Below are 21,538 nucleotides of genomic sequence, written 5' to 3'. Positions count from 1 at the left end.
GTGCCGGAAAATGACAGATGCGCGATACCAAAATAAGAAACTAAATTTCAAAAATCTCGCGCCCTTGAAATCCCATTCTCAACCAACACCTCCCGGCGCCACCCGGCTGAGTCAAGGCCGATGGCGAATCGCCTGGAACAGCGCAATCGGCATGACAGTCCGGGGGAACATTCCCCCGCATCGCACGTTCTTGGCTGTTGTAGGGCGCGGCGCCGCCATTTCAACCATCGGCGCCAACTCACGATTCAGCGATCGCACCGCAACGCCTGAAGCAGGAGCGCGGCATGATGCAAGACAGTGCAGGACGGACCATGGTTCGCGCGGCGATGAAAGCCCCTTACCTGGAGCGCGACGAAGAGCATCTCCTGGCGCTGCGCTGGAAGGAGAACAATGACCAGCACGCGCTGCACCGCATCACCGTCGCCCATATGCGGCTGGTTATTTCCATGGCGTCGCGGTTCCGCCACTACGGCCTTCCCCTGGGCGACCTGATCCAGGAAGGCCATGTCGGGCTGCTGGAGGCCGCGGCCCGTTTCGAGCCCGAGCGCGAGGTGCGGTTCTCGACCTATGCGACATGGTGGATCCGCGCCTCGATGCAGGATTATATCCTGCGCAACTGGTCGATCGTGCGCGGCGGCACCAGCTCCGCGCAAAAGGCGCTGTTCTTCAACCTGCGGCGCCTGCGCGCCCGCCTGGCAAACGGCGCCGAGCAGACGTCGAATGCCACGCTTTACCGCGAAGTGTCGGCGGCTCTCGGCGTTTCCGAGGCCGATGTGGCGATGATGGATTCCCGCCTTTCGGCACCCGACAGCTCGCTCAACACGCCGCTTGCCGACGATGCGGGCGCAACCGAGCGGATGGAGTTCCTGGTTTCGGATGACCCGCTGCCCGACGAGGTCGTCGGCGACACGATCGATGTCGAACGCCGCTCTGTCTGGCTGAAGACGGCGCTCGGCGCGCTCAATGCGCGAGAACTCAGGATTATCGAGGAGCGCCGGCTGAGCGACGAGGGCGCGACGCTCGAAGCGCTCGGCGAGACGCTCGGCATCTCCAAGGAACGTGTCCGGCAGATCGAGGCGCGCGCCATGGAAAAGCTCAAGGCAGCTCTGGTGAAGCAGAACCCGGAATTTCTCGCAGCCTAACGTGCCACGTCCTGGCTGATTATTTCTTGCCCGCTGCCCGGTTGATGCTGTTTGACATATGTCAGGCCTACCGCCAGTGAAATCGAAAGCAGGCAGCAGACCACCACAAAGAACCTTGGAAACCTGCTGCGCTCCGCTTTAGCGACCAGCGTTTTCATCATGAAATTGAAGAAAGTGTACAAAACCGCCTCGTTGCATGGCGCGCAGCTTGCCACGGTATTCAGGCTCTGGCCCTTACACAAGCAGCGTCGCGATTACTTGTCGGTGACGATCTTGACCTTGTCGCCGGCCGAAACGGCAGCGCCCGGCGACAGCGCGTTGAGCACCCTGAACAAATCCAGCTTGCGGTCGACGCCGACCATCTGTGCGGCCAGGGAGCCCATTGTCTGGCCGGGCTGCACCGTGACGATGCGGATACGCAGCGGCTTCAACGCCGCCTTCTCGGCAGCACTCAGGATGCGGAACGAGCCGCTGACCGAGCGCGCCACCGTGCTCAGCGAGGTGCTGGCCGAAGGCGCCGCGGTCAGCAAGCGGTAGACCTGACCGCCGGCGCGGATCACCGCAATATCGAATTGCCAGCCATCGGCGCCAGCATGCGCGGTTGCCGCTTCGTTGCCGTTGATCGTCTCCTGGCGCACGCTGCTGGCGTCGAGGCCGGCAACCCAGCCGCTGCGGATGTAGTCGGTCAGCGAGCGGCCCTTGTCGATCGAAACGCCGTCGAAGCGGATGGCGATGTCGCCCGGGCCTGTCGCCGTCACCGCCGCTGCCGAATTGTCGATGATGAAGCCATTGGGCACCGAGAACGACACGCCGAGGCCAGGATGCAGGAAAGTTTCGCCGCGCACATAGCCTTCCTCCGGTGTGTCGCCGTAAAGCAGCCCGTCTACGCCGGAAAGGAATGAATCGCGGTCGCGCGACCCGACACCGGGCGCGCCGAATTGGCGGGCGTGGCGCTGCGCGAGGTCGATACGTTGCGGCGTGTTGGGGTGCGTCGCCAGGAAGTCGAGGCTGGCGTCGGTGGCGCCGCTGATCGAGCGGAAATCGGTATAGGCCGACATCGACTGCAGGAAGCGGCCGGCGGCGTAGGGATCGAAACCGGCTTCGCCGATCGATTTGATGCCGATGGCGTCGGCCTCCAGCTCCTGATTGCGCGAGAACTGGGCCAGCCTCAGCTTGCCGCGGATCAGCGCCGCCTTGGCCGTCGGGTTGTCGCCGAGCACATCCGAAACGACCTTGGTCGCCAACCCCTCTTCGGCTTCCAGCTGCTGGCGCTGCAGGCCGTGATTGGCCGTAACGTGGCCCATCTCATGCGCAATGACGGCGGCAAGCTCGGCTGAATCGTTGGCCAAGGCCAGCAGGCCCCGGGTGATGTAGAGATAGCCGCCCGGCAGCGCGAAGGCATTGACGTTGGGCGAGTTGAGGATGGTGATGCGGTAGGTCTGGGTCGGGTTGGCCGACACTACGGTCAGTCTGCCGACGATCTTGGCCACCATGCGCTCGAGCTTGGGGTCGGAATATTCTCCGCCATAGGTGGCGAGGATGCGCGGGTGCTGCGCCTTCGCCAGTTGGGCGAGCTTGCCGTTGGCGGCGACATTGTCGACCGTGATCGGCTTGTCTGAGGGCTGAAAGCCTGATTCCTGCACGTCGGGAGGCGTGAACATCTGGCAGCTTGCCAGCGCCACGGCAAGACCGGCCAGCGCCAGAAAGCGCGCCAGCGGTTTCACCCTCCGATTGTCGATGCCGGTCGGCAGATCGGCTTCCTTTCAAGTCCTGGCACGTGACCGCGAAAATCGGGCGCGATTTCCGGAAAGCATCACGCGCAAAATCAAGTGCTACGGCGTCCTTCGTGCGTCCGACAGATACGAGGCAGCAAGGGCAAATCACGGTCTAAGCCGGACCAACTCCTGGCGGACCTAGCCACACTACCTCGACCATGGCAAGCAAGCGCCGCTTCGCCTTCCGCCGGTTTGACCATAAATTATGTCCGCTTCCGGGCAACATCTCGTGATCCAGCCGCAAACGGACCCGAGCCGATATAGCGTCGGAATGCCTCCGGTCCAGCCCCGACGAAAAAATCGGCCGCAGTGCCCGTCGCGGCAACCGTGCCACCATCCAGGAAAACCATGTTTTGCCCGATACGGCGCGCATCGTCCGGCTGGTGCGTGACGAATAGCACCGTCATGCGCTGCTCCGAATGGACGTCGGCGACCAGGTCGAGCATGTCGTCGCGCAGTGCCGGTCCGAGCGAAGCGAACGGCTCGTCGAGCAACAACACCGGCCGGTCGCGCACCAGGACCCGAGCGAGCGCGACGCGCTGCCGCTCACCGCCGGAGAGTTCGCGCGGCAGCCGGCTTTCCTTGCCGGCAAGGCCGACGCGCTTCAGCGCTGCGGCGATTGCGGCGCGGTCAGCCTCGCTCAGCATGAGCGAAGGCGAGCGGCCGAGCCCGACATTCTGCTCGAGGGACAGATGGGCAAACAGGTTGTTTTCCTGGAACACCATCGATACCGGCCGCGCTGATGGCGGCGCAGTGCTGACGTCGGCGCCGCCGATGAGCACGCGGCCTGACCGCGGCGCTTCGAAACCGGCCACCAGATTGAGCAGCGTCGACTTTCCCGAACCGCTCGGCCCCATGATGGCGGTGATTTCCGACGCCGGGAAATCGACATCGAATATAAGCGGCGTTTCACCATAGCTGAACGAGACATTATCGAGCCGCACGGCCGCGCCTTTTTCGACCGAAATCGACCGTTCCGGGCTGATCGGCATCATGATTTCTCCCTCCTTCCCAGCCAGTCCGCGGTCAGCACAAGCGCCAGGCAGACAAGGCCGAGCAGCAGCGCCAGGCCGGCCGCATCCTCGGTGCGGTAGCTGCCCATGCGCGCCAGCAACAGATAGGGCAATGTCTGCACGGAATCGCTGCCGAACAGCGCAATGACGCCGAGATCACCGAGCGACAGCGCCATGGCGAAGGCGAAGCCGGTGGCGAGCGGCCGCCGCAGCGACGGCCAGTCGACCAGACGCAACCGGTTCCAGCCCGAGATGCCAAGCTGTGCACAGAGCCGTTCGTGGCGTTCGCTCGCCGCGTCATAGGCGGGGCGGATGGCGCGGATGGCGAACGGCATCGCCATCACCGCATTGACCACAACCACCATGACAGGGGCGATCGCAAAGACATCGCTGACGCTGCGCAGGAGCAGGAACCAGCCGGCACCGATGACGATGGGCGGCACCACCAGGACGAACCCCGCACCGGTGTCGGCCAGGTGTTCGAGCAGCGTCAGCCTGCCGGTCCGCCGGGTGAGCGCCAGCGCCCGGCGCGCCATAACCAGCGACAGCGACAACGCCAAGGAGAGCAGCGCCGATAGGAGGGAGAGCACGGCACTGGTCGCCGTCGCTTGCCGCACCGCGCTCTCGCCGGCCAGGCGGCCGAGATCGGCGCCAAGCCCGGCCGACAGCGTAGCCGCCATCGGTCCGGCGACAAACAGCAGTGCCAGCCCGATCACCAGTGCGTTCAGCACGGTCTCGGCCGCACCGGCTGAAAAATACCGGCGCGGGGCTACCGGCAGATTGGCGTCGCCGGTCATATTGGCGCCAAGCCGCGTTAGTGCCAGCACGACGACGAAGGTCAGGGCAATCTGCAACAAGGTCAGCGTCACCGCCCGCGCCGGGTCGAAGTCGAAACGCAGCGCCTGGTATATGGCAACCTCCAGCGTCGTCGCGCGCGGCCCGCCGCCGAGCGTAAGCACGATGGTGAAGGAGGTGATGCACAGCATGAAAACGAGCCCGGCAACGCCCGGCAGGGCCGCACGCAACGCCGGCCATTCGATCAGCCGGAAGGCCGGCGCAGCACCCATGCCAAGCTGGCTCGCCAGCCGCCATTGGTTAGCCGGCACCGTCTGCAACGCTTCCAGGAACAGTCGCGTTGCCAGCGGCAGGTTGAAAAAGACGTGGGCGACGAGAATACCCGATAGGCCATAGATGCCGGGCCAGTTCTGGCCGCCAATCGCACCGAGCAAGCCGGCGAAATACCCGGCGCGGCCATAGAGTGCCAAGACACCGAGTGCGGCAACAATGGCCGGCAGCGCCAGCGGCACGGCGAAAAGCTGCAGGACAAAGCCTCGCCCGAAAAACTGTGGATGCCGCGACAGCGCGCGCGCGACGAACAGCGCCGGTGCGACGGAGAGCAGGGTCGACAACAGAGCCTGCCAGAGCGTGAAGCGGGCAACACGGAGGAGATAGGAATCAAAGGCGGAGGCGGCGCCCGACAGGTCGCGCATGGCTTCGACGACGAGCCCGGCGAATGCCCCGCCGATCAGCAGCGCGATGGCGGCGAGCGCGACGATACCGGCAGCGACGCGGGTATCCGATGATGGCGCGCGTTGCACGCTAGACCACCAGATTCGAGATTCTTAGCGAGGATTGCGTTCCTTCGCGCGCCCCTCTGTCCTGCCGGACATCTCCCCCACATGGGGAGAGATTGGCAGGTTCAGCGCTCCGCTCATTCCGGCAATGTCGGAGATTGGCGAAAGCCGGCATGACGGCCAATCTCCCTCCTTGTAGGGGAGATGTCCGGCAGGACAGAGGGGGGCGCCGTAGGGCGATCATCTTTCAATCCGAGCTACTTGCTCATCACCGCCAGCCACTCGTCGACCCAGGCCTTGCGATTTGCGGCGACCTCTTCCGAGCTGAACAGCAAGGTTTTGGTCGGTTTGACGAGCTTGTCGAACGCCGGATTGAGCGGCTTGTCGGTCTTGCCGGCCGGGAACATCCAGTTGGTTTCGGGAATGAGATCCTGGAATTTCGGCCCGGTCATGAAGGCGATGAACTTTTCCGCCAGCGGGTTCTTCGCGCCCTTGGTGGTGATCCCAGCGACCTCGATCTGCAGATATTCGCCTTCCTCGAAGGACGCCGCCTGGTAGCGCGAGGTGTTTTCGGCAACCATGTGGTAGGCTGGCGAAGTGGTATAGGACAGCACCATCGGCGCCTCACCCTTGGTGAACAGGCCGTAGGCCTCGCTCCAGCCCGGCGTCACCGTCAGCACCTTTGCCTTGAGTTTGGCCCAGGCTTCCGGAGCCTTGTCGCCATAGACCGACTTGACCCACAACAGCAGGCCAAGGCCCGGCGTCGAGGTGCGCGGATCCTGGATGACGATCTTGTCGCCGGCATCGCCCTCGACCAATTCCCTGAGGCTCTTCGGCGGGCTCTTCAGTTTTTCGCTATCGTAGACGATAGCGAAATAGCCATAGTCGAACGGCACGAAGATATCGTCGCTCCAGCCACCCGGCACACTGACGTCCGTCACGGCGCCATGCGGCGAAAACAGGCCGGTTGCCTTGGCGTCCGCCGTCAAATTGGTATCGAGGCCAAGCACGATATCGGCCTTGGTCGCGGCCCCTTCCAGCTTCACACGGTTGAGCAGTGCCACGCCGTCGGCGACCGAGACGAATTCGACGACGCAGGTGCACTCGGCCTCGAAGGCCTTCTTCACCGCCGGTCCCGGACCCCAATCGGCGGTGAAGCTTTCATAGGTATAGACGGTCAGCTTATCCTGTGCCGATGCCTGCCCCGGTAGGGCAAGCACGGATGCCGCAAGCAGGATAATCGAGGCAAGAGAGTGGAAAAAACTGCGCATCGGCGCCTCCTTCGTTCGCGTTGAAAGGAATTGAGGCGTCGGGCTGTCCGAAACGTCTAATCCCTCCGCCGGTACAAACCGGATCAGGTTCAGCGGGTTGGCAGTCTTGCCTCTCAGCCGGTCCGCGAAGATCGCGTCCGGCACCCCGTTAGAGCGTTTCGACACATAGGCCCGGCCGAAGTGCTGCGCAAGCGGAAGTTTGCCGGGCATCCAAAGCGCGGCGTCCTGTTTCATCTGCCGTTTCATCTTCCGTTTCCGGGGCAGGGCTGGTAAGGGCCACGAGATATGAGCACATTCACCATCCTGCTTGGCGGCGATCTCATCCGCACGCCGCTGCTCGACCGCCAGGTCGAAGGCTCCCGCGTCATCGCTGCCGATGCCGGTATCGGCCATGCCCTTATGCTGGGCCTGATGCCGGAACTCTGGGTCGGCGATTTCGATTCCGTGCCTGCCGATTTGCCGGAGGATCTGGCCGCCGTGCCACGGCAGGTGTTTCCCGCCGAAAAGGACAAGACCGACGGTGAACTCGCTATCGCCGCCGCGCTCGAACGCGGTGCGACCAGCCTTGTGCTCGCAGGCGCCTTCGGCGGCAAACGCACCGACCACATCTTCCTGCATTTGGCGCTCAGCGTCCGGCTGGCGGAAGGCGGAACGGAAGTGCTTTTGACCAGCGGCGCACAGGAAGGCATTCCTTTGCTGCCTGGAAAGACTGGCTTCGATTATGTCGACGGTACGCTGTTTTCGGTGCTCGGCTTTTCGGATCTCGCCGGCCTGACAGTCACCGGCGCCAAATGGCCGCTCGCCCATGTCGAGGTTGCCTTCGGCTCGTCGCTGACCATTTCCAACGAGGTCAAGGGCCGGCTGGAAATCGCGCTGGCCAGCGGCCGCGCGCTGCTGCTCGCGCATCCTTTTCCCCTACCTGAAAGCTGACATGGCGCCGCCGCTTCTCAATCTCGACGGGATAAAGCTGACCTTTGGCGGCGCGCCGCTGCTCGACGGTGCCGCCCTGACGGCGTCAGCTGGCGACAAGATCGCCCTGGTCGGGCGCAACGGCTCTGGCAAGTCGACGCTCCTCAAGATCGCTGCCGGGCTGATCGAACCGCAGGACGGCGAAGTCTTCCGCCAGCCTTCGGCGACGGTGCGCTATTTGCCGCAAATGCCCGACATGGACGGTTTTGCGACCGTTCGCGCCTATGTCGAGGCGGGGCTCGGGCCCGCCGATGATCCCTACCGCGCCACCTATCTGATAGAGCATCTCGGCCTGACCGGCGAGGAACGGCCGAACGACCTCTCCGGGGGCGAGGCGCGGCGCGCGGCACTCGCCCGCGTCATGGCGCCCGAGCCCGACATTCTTCTCCTCGATGAACCGACCAATCATCTTGACCTTTCGGTTATCGAATGGCTGGAGGAGGAGCTTGCCCGCACCTCCTCGGCCCTGGTCGTCATCTCGCATGACCGCCGTTTTCTCGAACGCGTGTCACGCGCCACAATTTGGCTCGACCGCGGCCAGACCCGCCGTCTCGATAAGGGCTTTGCCTATTTCGAGGAATGGCGCGACACGGTGTTGGAGGAGGAAGAGCGCGAGCAGCACAAGCTCGGCCGCCAGATCGTGCGCGAGGAGCACTGGCTGCGCTATGGCGTGACGGCAAGGCGCAAGCGCAACATGCGCCGGCTCGGTGAGTTGCAGACCATGCGCCAGCGCTTTCGCGGTCATCGTGGCGACGAGGGTGCGGCGACGATGACAGCCAGCGACGCCGCCGAATCCGGCAAGCTGGTGATTGAGGCCAAGAACATCGAGAAGAGCTTTGGCGATCTGACCCTGGTCAAGGGATTCTCGACACGCATCCAGCGCGGCGATCGCGTCGGTCTGGTCGGGCCGAACGGCGCCGGCAAGACGACGCTATTGAAGATGCTGACCGGCGAATTGAAGCCGGACGCAGGCACGGTGCGGCTCGGCACCAACCTGGAGATCGCCACGCTCGACCAGAAGCGCGAGGCCGTCGATCCGCAGGAGACACTGGCGCAGTATCTCACCGACGGACGCGGCGAGAACCTTGTCATCAATGGCGAGCAGCGCCACGTCGTGTCCTACATGAAGGACTTCCTGTTCAAGCCGGAACAGGCGCGCACGCCGGTGCGCGAGCTTTCGGGCGGCGAGCGGGCACGGCTGATCCTCGCCCGCGTTTTGGCGCGGCCGGCAAACCTGCTTGTGCTCGACGAGCCGACCAACGATCTCGACATGGAGACGCTGGAGCTGCTGCAGGAACTGGTCGCCGGCTTTGCCGGCACGGTGATCCTGGTCAGCCACGATCGCGATTTCCTCGACCGCACGGTGACCAGCATCATCGCGCCGGATGGCGACGGCCGCTGGATCGAATATGCCGGCGGCTATTCCGATATGCTGGCGCAGCGCGGCGGCACCAGGCTGGACGACCGCAAGGCGCGGCCGAAGGCAGAGACCGGCGAGGCGACGGCGGCAAGCAGGAGCGAAGCGGCCGCTAGCAGGGGCCTGGCCAAGAAACTGTCGTTCAAGCAGAAATTCGCGCTGGAAACCTTACCCAAGAAGATCGAGGCGGTGTCGGCCTCGATCTCGCGGCTGGAGAACAACATCGCCGATCCGGCCTATTATGAGCGCGACCCGGCGTCGTTCCAGAAGACGATTGCCGCGCTCGACAAGGAGCGCGCCACGCTGGAAGCGCTCGAAGAGGAATGGCTGGAACTCGAGATGCTGCGCGAAGAGATGGAGGGGTGAGAGGTTGAATGCACGCTCATATGCGCCTACATTATGCGCATAAATGGGAGCGGCTCCATGCCTCGATCGAATCCAAAAACCCAAAGAAAGTCGGTTAATACATCGATCGACTCCGGATTGATCGAGGACGCCAAGGCGTTGGGCATCAATATATCCCGCGCTGCAGAAGAGGGTATCGCCAAGGCGATTTCGGCCGAAAAAACCCGGCGATGGCAGGAGGAAAACAAGGAAGCGATCGAGAGTTCCAATGACTATGTCAGGCGCAACGGCTTGCCTCTGGCCAAGCACCGGCTGTTTTGATGGCGCGTTATGATTTCTACCAGACTGCCGAAGGCGACGGTTATCTTCTCGATCTCCAGTCCGACCTTCTGGGACGGCTCGACACCAAGGTAGTCGTCCCGCTGATGCCAGCCAATAAGGCTCCAGTGCCGGGCCGCCGGCTAAATCCTATCTTCACCATCAACGGTAAGGACCATGTCATGGTCACTCAATTCATGTCAGCCTTGATGACATCTGAATTGCCCATTGCCGAAGGAAATCTTTCTCGCCATCACGACGACATCGTGAGCGCAATCGACATGTTGTTCCAAGGCTTCTGAGCCAAAGAGGGGTTGGGCTGGTGAGCCGGCCTCAACCCGCCGTCTTGGTTTGCCAGGCCTTCAGCGCCTCGTCGAACACCTTCTCGCCCGGAATGCCCTTTTCCATCGTGAGCAGCGCCCGCCGCCCGGTCTTGTAGACGACCGGCACGTCGATCCAGTCCTGGCCCCTGAGCAAGGTCAGATTGGCGTCTTCATCTGCCTTGGTATCGTTGAGCGCAACCAGGAAGAAACCGTCGGCGATCTTGGCCGGGATGCCGATCAGCGGGCTGCCGGCATCCTGCTCGGAGCCCTTCATGGCGACACGCAGGATGTTGTCGACGCCGCCGCCCTCGAAGCCGTCAGGCGTCAGGAAGATCATCTCGATGATATGGCTGGCCGGCAGTGTCTGGTCGGTGTTGCGACGGATCGTCATGCGCAACTGGATATCCTTGCCTGGAATGGTCGCCTCGGCGCGGATCGCCGGCTCGGGCGGCAGGTCGCCGCCGGGCGATTCCTGCACCAGTGACCAGACGATATTGCCGGGCTCGGCCGAGCCTTGAGCGGTGCTGGTGCGCTCCTCGTAGAAGATCGCTTTCTGGCCGACGGCCAGCGCGGCTTCCGGCGGAACTACCGTCGGTGCCGCTGCCGCCACGGGCGGTGTGGCGGCCGCTGCAGGCGCTGGCGGGACAGCTGCAGCATCGGCCGGCGCTGCCGCCCCGTTGGCGGGCGGCGTTGCGGGAGTTGGTGCAGCGGACCCGTCGACTGCTGGAGCATTGGCCGTGGCTTGCGCGTCTGCGGGCGCGGCCGGTGCCGGCGCGGCGGGTACCGGGCTGGTCGGCGTTTGTGCGGCCGACGGCGGCGTGGTCAGCGCGGCGACGGATTCGCCTTCGCCGATGCCCGCCTGCCCGGCCGCGGGGCCGGGATCGACCTCGTGGCCTTCGGGCGTCAGGCGCTGCGTGAACTTCGCGCCTTCGCCGGCCTCCGTCGGAGGCGCGGCGGCCGGGACGGCCGCATCGGCCACCGGCTTGGCCGGGGCTGGCTTTACCAGCGGTTCGGTGGCGACGGTTTTGGTCCCGTCGAGGCCGAGCATGCTGCCGAACGCATCCTTGTTCAGCCACATGCCGTAACCGCCACCGGCAATGACCAGCAAGGCGACGGCAGCGGCAATCACACCGCCATAGCTGCGCCTGCGCTCGGCAGGATGGAGCCGCTGGAACCTATCCTCCGCGGGGTCGCCGTCGTTGGAAAAGTCATCGCCCCGAAAAACCCCGTCTTGGTCATCGGCCGTCGGAAGATCCATATCGGACGGCGGCGGACCAGCGCGCTCCTGAGAAAGAGCGACGGGCTGCGGCTTTTGCCAGTTCGGCGCCGGCTTGGCGGGCGTGGGCTGCCATGCCGGCCCAGTCTGTGCCGGCCCGGTCTTTGCCGGCTCGGTCTTGGCCGGCTCGGTTTTGGCCGGCTGGCGGACATGGCTGGGCTGGTTCTTGTTGCGGTCGATGGAGGAGAAGATGTCCTCCAGCTCCGCCAGCGGATCGGATGCCGGCGCCGGTTTGCCATACTCTCGCTCAATGCTTGCGATGGCATCTTCGAGTGCACGCTTCTGCCTGGAGACGTCCGACGGCGCAAGTGGTGGATCGCGTTCGGCAATCTTCTTCGCAATCGTCGAACGAGCCTTGTCGTAGACCCTGGCGCGCACCTCCGCAGACGGCTCGCCGAGATTGTCGAGCGTCTTTTTCAGAACAGAAACAAAATCTACCATGCTTCAGTCGACCTGCATTTTGTTTCTGGGCCGGCCCCCCGCAAATCAGCCGCAATGCCCGGAAAGGCTGAGAAACTAGTCTTGAAACGGATCGGTCACAAGTATCGTGTCGTCCCGTTCAGGGCTGGTGGAAAGGAGTGCGACCGGCGCGCCGATCAGCTCCTCGATGTAGCGGACGTACTTCACCGCCTGGGCCGGCAGGTCGTTCCAGCTGCGCGCGCCGGCGGTGGTGCCTTTCCACCCCTCCAGCGTCTCGTAGACCGGTTCGACGCGCGCCTGCGCGCCCTGGCTGGCCGGCAGGTAATCGATCGCCTCGCCGTCGAGGCGGTAGCCGGTGCAGACCTTGATCTCGTCCAGCCCATCGAGCACATCGAGCTTGGTCAGCGCAATGCCCTTGATGCCGTTGACGGCGACAGCCTGGCGGACCAGCACGGCATCGAACCAGCCGCAGCGGCGCTTGCGGCCGGTAACGACGCCGAATTCATGGCCGCGCGTGCCCAGGAACTCGCCGATCTCGTTCTTCTGTTCGGTCGGAAACGGGCCTTCGCCAACGCGCGTCGTGTAGGCCTTGGTGATGCCGAGCACATAGCCGATGGCGCCCGGGCCGACGCCGGATCCAGCGGCGGCCTGGCCGGCAACCGTATTGGAGGAGGTAACGAACGGATAGGTGCCATGGTCGATGTCGAGCAGCGTGCCTTGCGCGCCTTCGAACAGGATGCGCTCGCCGGCGCGGCGCTTGTCATCGAGGATTTTCCAGACCCGGTCCATATAGGGCAGAATCTCGTCGGCGACCGAGATCAGCTCGCTCATGATCGCCTCATGCGTGACCTCGGCATGGCCGAGCCCACGGCGCAGCGCATTGTGGTGCGTCAGCAGCCTGTCGACCTTCAAGGGCAGCGTTTCCAAATCCGCCAAATCCATCACCCTGACCGCGCGTCGGCCCACCTTGTCTTCGTAGGCCGGACCGATGCCGCGACGGGTCGTGCCAATCTTCGTTCCGGAATTGGAAGCGGCGTCCTCGCGAAATCCGTCCAGCTCCCGGTGCAGCGACAGGATAAGCGCGGTGTTTTCGGCTATTTTCAGGCGGTCCGGCGTCACCTCGACGCCCTGCGCCTTCAATTTCGCCACCTCCGCGACGAAAGCGTGCGGATCGAAGACGACGCCATTGCCGATGATCGACAGCTTGCCTTGCCGCACCACGCCGGACGGCAGCAGCGACAGCTTGTAGACCTTGCCATCGACGACCAGCGTATGGCCGGCATTGTGGCCGCCCTGGAAGCGCACGACAACGTCGGCGCGCTCGGACAACCAGTCGACGATCTTGCCTTTGCCCTCATCGCCCCATTGCGAGCCGACGACCACCACATTGGCCATGCTTCTTTTCCCTTGAGATGCCGCGCCAGGCAGCTTGAAACGGTTCGAAACGACAGGCCTCTATAGCGTCAAGACCGGGCGAGCGCGACCATTCTTTGCCGCCCAAAACGCTCCGAGGCACAACAATTTTCGCCTTTGACATCATTTACTTGCGCGAGCTGCCGCAATAGGCCCGCATCGACCGCGCATTTCTCTCCGCCTGGCCGGGACTTCACGATGCATCGAGCCGCCTATCTGTTCCTGCTGTTCACCACCTTGCTGTGGGGCGGCAACTCCGTGGCGGGGAAGCTGGCGGTCGGTCATATCTCGCCGATGACACTTGTCTTCCTGCGTTGGCTGCTGGCGGTTCTGATCTTGCTGCCGATCGGCTGGGCAACGCTGCGCCAAGACTGGTCGGTGGTGCGCAGGCACTGGTTGCTGCTTGGCGGGCTCGGCGCTTGCGGCTTCGCCTTCTTCAACACGATCTTCTACACGGCGCTTAACTACACCACGGCAATCAACGTCTCGATCGAGCAGGCGGCGATCCCGATCGTCATCATCATCGCCAATTTCGTGTTCTTTCGCCTGCGCGTCAACGGCGTGCAGATCATCGGCGTCGTGCTGACCATCGCCGGCGTCGCGGTGACGGCGAGCCATGGCGATCCACGCCAGCTTCTCAGGCTGGATCTCAACTTCGGCGACGCCATCATGCTGATCGCCGTGCTTTGCTACTCCTTCTATTCGGTCGGGTTGCGGCTGAAGCCGGCCATCCGCTGGCAGAGCCTGATGCTGGCGCTGTCGGTTGCCGCACTCATCACATCGCTGCCTTTCTTCCTGTGGGAGATTGCCGCCGGCAAGGTCATCGTCCCCGATGCCCGCGGCTGGGCGGTCGCGTTCTATACCGCCATCGGTGCCTCGGTCATTTCGCAGATCTTCTATATCAGGGGCAACGAACTGATCGGCGCCAACAGGGCCGGCCTGTTCATCAATCTGGTGCCGATCTTCGGTACGCTGCTGTCGGTGCTGATCGTCGGCGAGACATTCCAGCTCTATCAGGCGCTGGCACTCGCGCTGGTGCTCAGCGGCATCAGCCTCGCCGAATACAGCGGACGGAAGACGGCGATATCCGCCGCTGAATGAAGTCGCTTGCCGCGACGTTTGACTGCGGTCCATCAACGACCGTGGAAGCGCCCCGCGTGCTGCTGCACACGGGGTGACCGAATTTCAGGCCACGCCGACGTCGAAGTGCAGCCGCTTGGCGGAGTCGATCGACTTGTGCGAGCGCACCTGCGCCAACACCTTTTCCGGGAACGGCGCATCGAGATAGAGCAATGCGATGGCATCGCCGCCCGGCCGGTTGCGGCCGAGCTGGAAATTGGCGATGTTGACGCCGTTCTCGCCGCAGACCGTGCCGAGCAGGCCGATGATCCCAGGCGCATCGGCATTCGTCGTGTAGAGCATGTGCTGGCCGACCTCGGCGTCGAGATTGATGCCCTTGATCTGGATGAAGCGCGGTTTGCCATCCGAGAAGCAGGTGCCGGCGATCGAGCGTGTCCTATGCTCGGTCTTGACCGTGAGCTTGATATAGCCGTCGAACACGCCGGATTTGTCGCGCTTGACCTCGGCGACGATGATGCCGCGCTCCTTCACCATGATCGGCGCCGACACCATGTTGACGTCGGAGACCTGCGGCCGGATCAGCCCGGCAAGGGTGGCGCTGATCAGCGCGCGCGTGTTCATCGTCGCGGTCGAGCCGTCGAACAGTATCTCGACCTCCTTGATTGGATCCTCGGTGACCTGGCCGACAAAGGCGCCGAGCACTTCGGCAAGCTTGACGAAAGGTTTCAGCCGCGGCGCCTCTTCGGCGGTGATCGACGGCATGTTGATGGCGTTGGAAACGGCGCCCTTGATCAGATAGTCGGACATCTGCTCGGCGACATGAAGGGCGACATTCTCCTGCGCTTCGGTGGTCGACGCGCCGAGATGCGGCGTCGCCACGACATTCTCCATGCCGAACAGTTCATTATACTCCGCCGGTTCGACCTCGAACACGTCGATGCCGGCGCCTGCCACCTTGCCGCTTTTCAGTGCCGCGATCAGGTTGGCCTCGACGACCAGCCCGCCACGCGCGCAATTGATGATGCGCACACCGGTCTTCATTTTGGCGATCGCCGCGGCATCGATGATGTTGCGCGTCTTGTCGGTGAGCGGTGTGTGCAGCGTGATGAAGTCGGCGCGGGCGAACAGCTCGTCGAGCTCGACCTTTTCGACGCCGAGCTCCTCGGCGCGGCTGTCCGACAGGAACGGATCGAAGGCGATGACATGCATCTTCAGGCCGACGCCGCGCGTAGCGACGATCGAGCCAATATTGCCGCAGCCGATGATGCCCAGCGTCTTGCCGGTGATCTCGACACCCATGAAGCGGTTCTTTTCCCATTTGCCGGCATGGGTCGAGGCGTTGGCCTCCGGTATCTGGCGGGCCAGCGCGAAGATCATGGCGATCGCATGCTCGGCAGTGGTGATCGAATTGCCGAAGGGCGTGTTCATCACGATGATGCCCTTGCGGCTCGCCGCCGGGATGTCGACATTGTCGACGCCGATGCCGGCGCGGCCCACGACCTTCAGCCTGGTCGCGGCGTTGATCAGCTTCTCCGTGACCTTTGTCGCCGAGCGGATGGCCAGCCCATCATACTGGTCGATCACCTCGAGCAGTTTTTCCTTATCCTTGCCGAGATCCGGCAAATAGTCGACGTCGATGCCGCGATCCCTGAAGATCTGCACGGCGGTGGTGGAAAGTTTATCCGAGACGAGAACGCGAGGCATTTGGCTTGGTCCTTTGCGATTGGCGTCCCTCCTTGAGGGGAGGGTCGGCGCGAAGCGCCGGGGTGGGGTCGGTGCGGCCGGATGCGGCCGAATCTTTCTGGATGGTGGATCGTTGAGCTCGTGTCCTTGAGCGGGTGGAGGCGACCCCCACCCGGCCCTTCGGGCCACCCTCCCCTCGAGGGAGAGGGATCAGGCGGCTGCCTTCAGCGACGCCTTTTGCGCCGCAAAGGCCCAGTCCAGCCAAGGCAGCAGCGCCTCGAGGTCGGAGGCCTCGACCGTCGCGCCGCACCAGATGCGCAGGCCGGGCGGGGCATCGCGATAGGCGCCGATGTCATAGGCGACGCCTTCCTTGTCGAGCGCCGAGACAATTGCCTTGGCGAACGCAGCCTGTCCGTCGGCGTCGAGTGCAGCGACATCCGGATCGGTGAAGGAAAGGCAGACCGAAGTGTTCGAGCGCGTCGCCGGGTCGGCTGCAAGATGGCCGAGCCAGGAAGATTTCCTGACAAAGCCATCGAGCACGGCGGCATTGGCGTCGGCACGGGCGATCAGCCCATCGAGGCCGCCGATCGACTTCGCCCAATGCAGCGCGTCGAGATAGTCCTCGACGCACAGCATCGACGGCGTGTTGATAGTCTCGCCCTTGAAGATGCCCTCGATCAGCTTACCGCCGGAAGTGAGGCGGAAGATCTTCGGCAGTGGCCAGGCCGGCTTGTAAGTTTCCAGCCGTTCGACGGCGCGCGGGCTGAGGATCAACATGCCATGCGCGCCCTCACCGCCCAGCACCTTCTGCCAGGAGAAGGTAACGACGTCGAGTTTCCGGAAATCGAGCTTTTGCGCAAAGGCCGCCGAAGTAGCGTCGCAAATGGTCAGGCCCTTGCGGGTGGCCGGGATGAAATCGCCGTTCGGCACGCGCACGCCCGACGTCGTGCCGTTCCAGGTGAAGACCACGTCGCGGTCGAAGTCGATTTTCGTCAGGTCGGGCAGCGCGCCGTAGTCGGCCTCTAACCTGCGCACATCGGCTAACCTCAGCTGTTTGACCACATCGGTGACCCAGCCGGAGCCGAAGCTCTCCCAGGCGACCATGTCGACGCCGCGTTCGCCGAGCAGCGACCACAGCGCCATTTCGACCGCGCCGGTGTCCGAGGCCGGCACGATGCCGATGCGATAGTCTGCCGGAACCTGCAGATTTTCCCGCGTCAGCTCGATCGCTTGTTCGAGCTTGGTCTTGCCGATCTTGGCGCGATGCGAGCGTCCGAGCGCGGCATTTTTGAGCGCCGCGACCGACCAGCCGGGACGTTTTGCACAGGGACCTGAGGAAAAATTGGGATTTGCCGGACGGAGTCCGGGCTTCGTCTGCGTCGTCATCGTGGCTATCCTTCCAGATAGTGGCCCCTCGTTGGGGAGGGGTGGCCCACGGACGGCGATATGCGTTCAGGCTTTCGGCGTCAAGGGGAAAGTTTTCGTCGCTGTCAGGATATTGCCAGCGCCCGGAGCGAAAAAGCAAACGGCGGGCCTACGACCCGCCATTGTTAACGCCTCGGCTTCGATCGAGCCTACCAGAGATCGTAGCGTAGTCCGACTTTGACATGATGATTGTTGATTCCTTTGCGGATCGGAAAAGAAGTCAGGCTCTCGGCAGTCACATATTCGGCGTCTGGCGCGGAAAAATACTGATAGCCCAGATCGACTGAGACGTTCTTGGACACTTGGTAGGCAAGGCCGGCATTCAGCGTGTAGGCGAAGGAGTATTGGGTCTTGTTGTCACGCAGGACGAAATCGTCGGCGGGGTTGGCATTGTCGGTGAAGTAGCTCGCCGAGAGGCGACGCTTGCTCTGGACGACACCGATACCAGCGCCGAGATAAGGTGTGATTCCGACATAGGTGCCAAGGTCGACATAGCCATTGAGTATGCCTGAGAAGGCATAGTTCTTCAGGGTCGCCGATGCCACGGTCGTTCCGTCGTTATAGCCGACGTCGATCTTGTTGCCGGGAAGATAGCCGACATTGAGATCGGCGCGCAGATAGTCATTGAAATGGTAGCCGAAGCCAATGCTGGCGAAGATGGGATCTTCCTTTTCGTCGAACCTCGCGGGCGTGAAGGCGAAATCCTCATCCTTGAAGCTCTTCTGCACCAGATAGGAGACATCGCCGCGCAGATACCATCCCGAGCCAACCTCGACCGGCACATAATCCGGCGCCTGGTCGACATAGACCGGCGGATCGTAGTCGGCGCCAAGCGCCGGCGTGAGCGGCATCAGGACGATTGCTGCAAGCGCCAGCACTACAGGCGATTTGAATGTCATGGTCCCCGGCTCCCGAACTTGGCGCATTCGCGATCGCACGCGCCGTTTCAGGAAGCATTGTTAACCATAGTGGTTAAGTGCAGGTTAAGGATAACAAGGCGTTAGCGGTTGATTTGAGCGGCTTTCGCTCTTCGGGCTGGACGGTATTACAGAGCGCCGCGGCATCTTTAGGCAGCCAAACGAAAACCGCCCGACTTAAGCCGGGCGGTCGACGAATTCCTCGATTTCGAAGCGACTACTTCGTGTAGACAGGCTCGGGTTCCGGAACATAGGGCTCCGGGGGCGGAGCACAGTCCGACCTGCCGAACTGGTAGCGCAGGCCGCCGCGCACTTCGTGCACGTTGATGCCTCGGTCATAGCCTGGGCCGACATTGCTATCTGAAGCATAGTCGAACATCTTGCCGCCATTGATGTGGCTGAAGCGGTAGCCGACATCGAGCTTGACGCGGTCGGTCAGGCAGTAGGATGCGCCCGCCATGGCAGCATATGCAAAACGCCAGCCTTTACCGCCATGATGCTCGAACTCGCCGTCATCGTCGACGTTGTGCAGATCATCCCATTTGACCCAGGCGCCGCCGATGCCGGCGCCGACATAAGGCGTGACGCCATGCCAGGTGCCGATGTCGACATAGGCGTTGGCCAAGAGCAGCAGCGCCGAATAGGACGAGGTGTCGACGGATGTGCAAGGGGTTTGTAATACGCCGCAGAAGCCGTTGGTCGAGCCGCGGAATTTGGATTTGCTCATCCAGTCCAAGGTGAGATCGGTACGGAAATGCTCGTCGATCTGGTAACCAACACCGCCACCAGCCGAGAAGGCGCCATCCAGCTTGCCTGTATCGAACTTGCCGGGATTCTGGGGCGCTACACCGTAGGTGATATAGTCGCCACCGCGAAACTTCGACCAGTGATAGTCGATATCGCCGCGGATATACCAGCCGCCATACTCGGCCGGCGGCTCGTAGGCGATCGGTGGCGGCGCCTCCTCGACCACCGGCGGCTCGACGAAATCGGCGGCGAATGCCGGCCCGACGCCGGCAAACAGCGCGGCCAGGAGAGCCATTCTTGCTGTGTTGAACATGCTTATCACCCCTGAGAACCCTCGAACGGCGAACGCGCCCGAAATATGATTGACCTCAGTTGTGGATAATGAATCGGAAAGGTTAAAAGGCGTTTAACCGTATCGATTAACCACGAATCTCTAAAATCCGAGGATTCTGGCGGCCGTTGCTGTTGCAGGACTGACAGGCGATCCAACAAAAAGCCCGCCGGCAAGGCGGGCTTTTTGAACTGATATTGGAGGGAGATCAGGCGGCGCTGCGCGTTTCCGAAATGACCTCGACGATGTCGTTGACCACGGACTCGACAAGCTGCGGGTCGTCGCCCTCCGCCATGACACGGATGAGCGGCTCCGTGCCGGATGGCCGGATGACCAAGCGCCCGGCCTTGCCGAGGCGATGGCGCGCATCTTCGATCGCTGCCTTGACCGGCGCCTCCTCCAGCGGCTTGCCGCCGGAAATATGCACGTTCTTCAACAGCTGCGGCACCGGCTCGAACTTCTTCGACAATTCGCTGACCGGCCGGTTCTGCCGCTTGATGCAGGCGAGCACCTGGAGCGCCGAGACGAGGCCGTCGCCGGTGGTCGAGAAATCGGACAGCACGATGTGGCCCGACTGTTCGCCGCCGACATTGAGCCCATGGGCACGCATGTGCTCGACGACATAGCGGTCGCCGACCTTGGTGCGATGCAACTGCAGGTTCATGTCGCCGAGGAAGCGTTCGAGGCCGAGATTGGACATCACCGTCGAGACGACCCCGCCGCCGGCCAGCCGCCCGCTCTGGTGCCAGGATTCGGCGATAAGCGCCATGATCTGGTCGCCATCGACGATCGCGCCGTTCTCGTCGACAATGACGACGCGGTCGGCATCGCCGTCGAGCGCTATGCCGATATCGGCGCGCACCTCGTGCACCTTCTTTTGCAGGCCGGCCGGATGGGTCGAGCCGCATTCCTTGTTGATGTTGAAGCCGTTGGGCTCGACATTGATGGCAACGACCTCGGCGCCGAGTTCCCATAGCGCGTCGGGCGCCACCTTGTAGGCGGCACCATTGGCGCAATCGACGACGATGCGCAGGCCCGACAGCGACATCGAGCGCGGCAGCGTGCGCTTGGCGAATTCGATATAGCGGTCATGCACGCCGTCGACGCGTTTGGCGCGGCCGAGCCCATCAGAATCGGCAAGCGCCAGTTCGATATCCTTGTCGAGCATCCCCTCGATACGCTCCTCGATCTCATCGGACAGCTTGTAGCCATCGGGGCCGAACAGCTTGATGCCATTGTCGTAATAGGGGTTGTGCGAGGCGGAGATCATCACCCCTATATCGGCGCGCAGCGAGCGCACCAGCATTGCAACCGCTGGCGTCGGGATCGGGCCGAGCAGGAAGACATCCATGCCGGCGGCGCACAGGCCCGACACCATCGCGTTCTCGATCATGTAGCCGGAAAGCCTGGTATCCTTGCCGAGCACGACGCGGTGGCGGTGGCTGCCGCGCTGGAACGAGAGGCCGGCGGCCATGCCGACCCTCATGGCGACCTCCGCCGTCATTGGAAACTTGTTGGCGCGCCCACGAATACCGTCCGTACCGAAATAATGTCCTGCCATGCTAGCCAGCTTCCCGATGGTTCTTTCCGAGCATCTCATGCCATAAAATCGGCCGAGCTCTGTCATCACATTGTATGATTATGGACGATCAATCCTTAGAAAATTGTTGTCTTGTGTGTTTTGCGTCACGCTAGTGTGTTGATTTTCACGTTTCGAGCCCTTGTTGCAGCAGCAGCATCAGAAACGTCAACCTCAAACCTCATCTGGATCCTTTGGTTTGTGACAGTGTGGCCTTGAACCCGAATCCGCATCGCGCTGCTTCAGACAGAGATAGGCTCAGGTCCGTCGCACCCGCCGATTTGACTGGCTGTCATGCGACGCAGTGTACTCGCTGGGAACGAGCCATATGCGCGCGCTCCGTGCAATGCACCCGGACGAACTTGGCTGGGAACCAGTCCCGGCAACGAATTCATCACCTTAAAGAAAAGAATGCACTTCTAAATTGTCTCTACGCTACTTAGCATCTGGCGCAACCAGCCGTTGAGCGCTATTGCTGCACTGGGACATATCATGAACCGCCATAGGGAGAAAACGCATG

The 21,538-nt window shown here is 62.9% G+C and carries 17 protein-coding genes and 1 riboswitch; of the genes, 6 read left to right on the top strand and 11 right to left on the bottom strand.

The window, feature by feature from the left end; genetic code table 11:
- The first annotated feature begins 284 nt into the window (after positions 1 to 284).
- A complete protein-coding gene (locus NKH29_RS04530) occupies positions 285 to 1,142 on the top strand; it encodes an RNA polymerase factor sigma-32 (protein WP_031194549.1) in 858 nt (285 codons plus the stop codon).
- Between the two features lie 254 nt (positions 1,143 to 1,396).
- Here NKH29_RS04530 and NKH29_RS04525 read toward each other — a convergent pair whose 3' ends face one another.
- From NKH29_RS04525 to thiB, 4 genes are all read right to left on the bottom strand, one after another.
- Positions 1,397 to 2,803, bottom strand: coding sequence for a M48 family metalloprotease (locus tag NKH29_RS04525; protein ID WP_502898252.1), 1,407 nt, complete (start codon positions 2,801 to 2,803; stop codon positions 1,397 to 1,399).
- A 317-nt stretch (positions 2,804 to 3,120) separates the two neighbouring features.
- Complete coding sequence (gene thiQ, locus NKH29_RS04520; protein WP_023721024.1) at positions 3,121 to 3,912, bottom strand: thiamine ABC transporter ATP-binding protein; 792 nt, start codon at positions 3,910 to 3,912, stop codon at positions 3,121 to 3,123.
- A complete protein-coding gene (gene thiP / locus NKH29_RS04515; RefSeq protein ID WP_352999108.1) occupies positions 3,909 to 5,528 on the bottom strand; it encodes a thiamine/thiamine pyrophosphate ABC transporter permease in 1,620 nt (539 codons plus the stop codon). Before thiP ends, thiQ begins: the two co-directional genes overlap by 4 nt.
- A gap of 233 nt (positions 5,529 to 5,761) precedes the next feature.
- Positions 5,762 to 6,775, bottom strand: a complete 1,014-nt coding sequence (gene thiB, locus NKH29_RS04510; RefSeq protein ID WP_352640151.1) for a thiamine ABC transporter substrate binding subunit — start codon at positions 6,773 to 6,775, stop codon at positions 5,762 to 5,764.
- A gap of 43 nt (positions 6,776 to 6,818) precedes the next feature.
- Positions 6,819 to 6,933, bottom strand: a riboswitch (TPP riboswitch).
- A 127-nt stretch (positions 6,934 to 7,060) separates the two neighbouring features.
- Here thiB and NKH29_RS04505 point away from each other — a divergent pair.
- From NKH29_RS04505 to NKH29_RS04490, 4 genes are read left to right on the top strand one after another with little or no spacing between them, the layout of a single operon-like run.
- On the top strand, positions 7,061 to 7,705 hold the full coding sequence (locus NKH29_RS04505; RefSeq protein WP_023721026.1) for a thiamine diphosphokinase: 645 nt from the start codon (positions 7,061 to 7,063) through the stop codon (positions 7,703 to 7,705).
- A gap of 1 nt (position 7,706) precedes the next feature.
- Positions 7,707 to 9,527 (top strand): ABC-F family ATP-binding cassette domain-containing protein, encoded by a 1,821-nt coding sequence (locus NKH29_RS04500; protein ID WP_352999106.1) that lies wholly within the window; start codon positions 7,707 to 7,709, stop codon positions 9,525 to 9,527.
- A gap of 57 nt (positions 9,528 to 9,584) precedes the next feature.
- Positions 9,585 to 9,827, top strand: a complete 243-nt coding sequence (locus tag NKH29_RS04495) for a type II toxin-antitoxin system CcdA family antitoxin (RefSeq protein ID WP_352480905.1) — start codon at positions 9,585 to 9,587, stop codon at positions 9,825 to 9,827.
- The gene (locus tag NKH29_RS04490) at positions 9,827 to 10,126 is read left to right on the top strand and encodes a CcdB family protein (RefSeq protein ID WP_352480906.1); all 300 of its coding nucleotides are present in this window, start codon (positions 9,827 to 9,829) and stop codon (positions 10,124 to 10,126) included. The genes NKH29_RS04495 and NKH29_RS04490 overlap by 1 nt, the downstream gene beginning before the upstream one ends.
- A gap of 31 nt (positions 10,127 to 10,157) precedes the next feature.
- On the opposite strand, the gene NKH29_RS04485 is transcribed toward NKH29_RS04490, so the two are convergent.
- Positions 10,158 to 11,864, bottom strand: a complete 1,707-nt coding sequence (locus tag NKH29_RS04485; protein WP_352999105.1) for a hypothetical protein — start codon at positions 11,862 to 11,864, stop codon at positions 10,158 to 10,160.
- Between the two features lie 75 nt (positions 11,865 to 11,939).
- The gene (locus NKH29_RS04480) at positions 11,940 to 13,238 is read right to left on the bottom strand and encodes an adenylosuccinate synthase (protein ID WP_023680654.1); all 1,299 of its coding nucleotides are present in this window, start codon (positions 13,236 to 13,238) and stop codon (positions 11,940 to 11,942) included.
- 216 nt (positions 13,239 to 13,454) lie between these two features.
- Between NKH29_RS04480 and NKH29_RS04475 the strand changes: the two genes are divergently transcribed.
- Positions 13,455 to 14,357, top strand: a complete 903-nt coding sequence (locus NKH29_RS04475) for a DMT family transporter (RefSeq protein ID WP_352480908.1) — start codon at positions 13,455 to 13,457, stop codon at positions 14,355 to 14,357.
- A gap of 84 nt (positions 14,358 to 14,441) precedes the next feature.
- Here NKH29_RS04475 and serA read toward each other — a convergent pair whose 3' ends face one another.
- The 5 genes from serA to glmM all read right to left on the bottom strand — a co-directional run bounded on the left by serA (position 14,442) and on the right by glmM (position 21,000).
- Positions 14,442 to 16,040 (bottom strand): phosphoglycerate dehydrogenase, encoded by a 1,599-nt coding sequence (gene serA, locus NKH29_RS04470; protein WP_352999103.1) that lies wholly within the window; start codon positions 16,038 to 16,040, stop codon positions 14,442 to 14,444.
- Between the two features lie 189 nt (positions 16,041 to 16,229).
- The gene (locus tag NKH29_RS04465; RefSeq protein WP_352861260.1) at positions 16,230 to 17,405 is read right to left on the bottom strand and encodes a phosphoserine transaminase; all 1,176 of its coding nucleotides are present in this window, start codon (positions 17,403 to 17,405) and stop codon (positions 16,230 to 16,232) included.
- A 188-nt stretch (positions 17,406 to 17,593) separates the two neighbouring features.
- Complete coding sequence (locus NKH29_RS04460) at positions 17,594 to 18,343, bottom strand: outer membrane protein (protein ID WP_352999101.1); 750 nt, start codon at positions 18,341 to 18,343, stop codon at positions 17,594 to 17,596.
- Positions 18,344 to 18,578: 235 nt separating this feature from the next.
- Positions 18,579 to 19,421 carry an outer membrane protein gene (locus NKH29_RS04455; RefSeq protein WP_352861257.1) on the bottom strand — a complete coding sequence of 281 codons (843 nt, stop codon included), beginning with the start codon at positions 19,419 to 19,421 and terminating at the stop codon, positions 18,579 to 18,581.
- Between the two features lie 226 nt (positions 19,422 to 19,647).
- On the bottom strand, positions 19,648 to 21,000 hold the full coding sequence (gene glmM / locus NKH29_RS04450; RefSeq protein ID WP_352494163.1) for a phosphoglucosamine mutase: 1,353 nt from the start codon (positions 20,998 to 21,000) through the stop codon (positions 19,648 to 19,650).
- Between the last annotated feature and the right edge of the window lie 538 nt (positions 21,001 to 21,538).

It is taken from the genome of Mesorhizobium sp. M1295 (assembly GCF_040318135.1).
Taxonomy (GTDB): domain Bacteria; phylum Pseudomonadota; class Alphaproteobacteria; order Rhizobiales; family Rhizobiaceae; genus Mesorhizobium.
The sequence above is the reverse complement of the archived record's forward strand: the minus strand, read 5'-3'. Positions and strand labels throughout refer to the sequence as shown.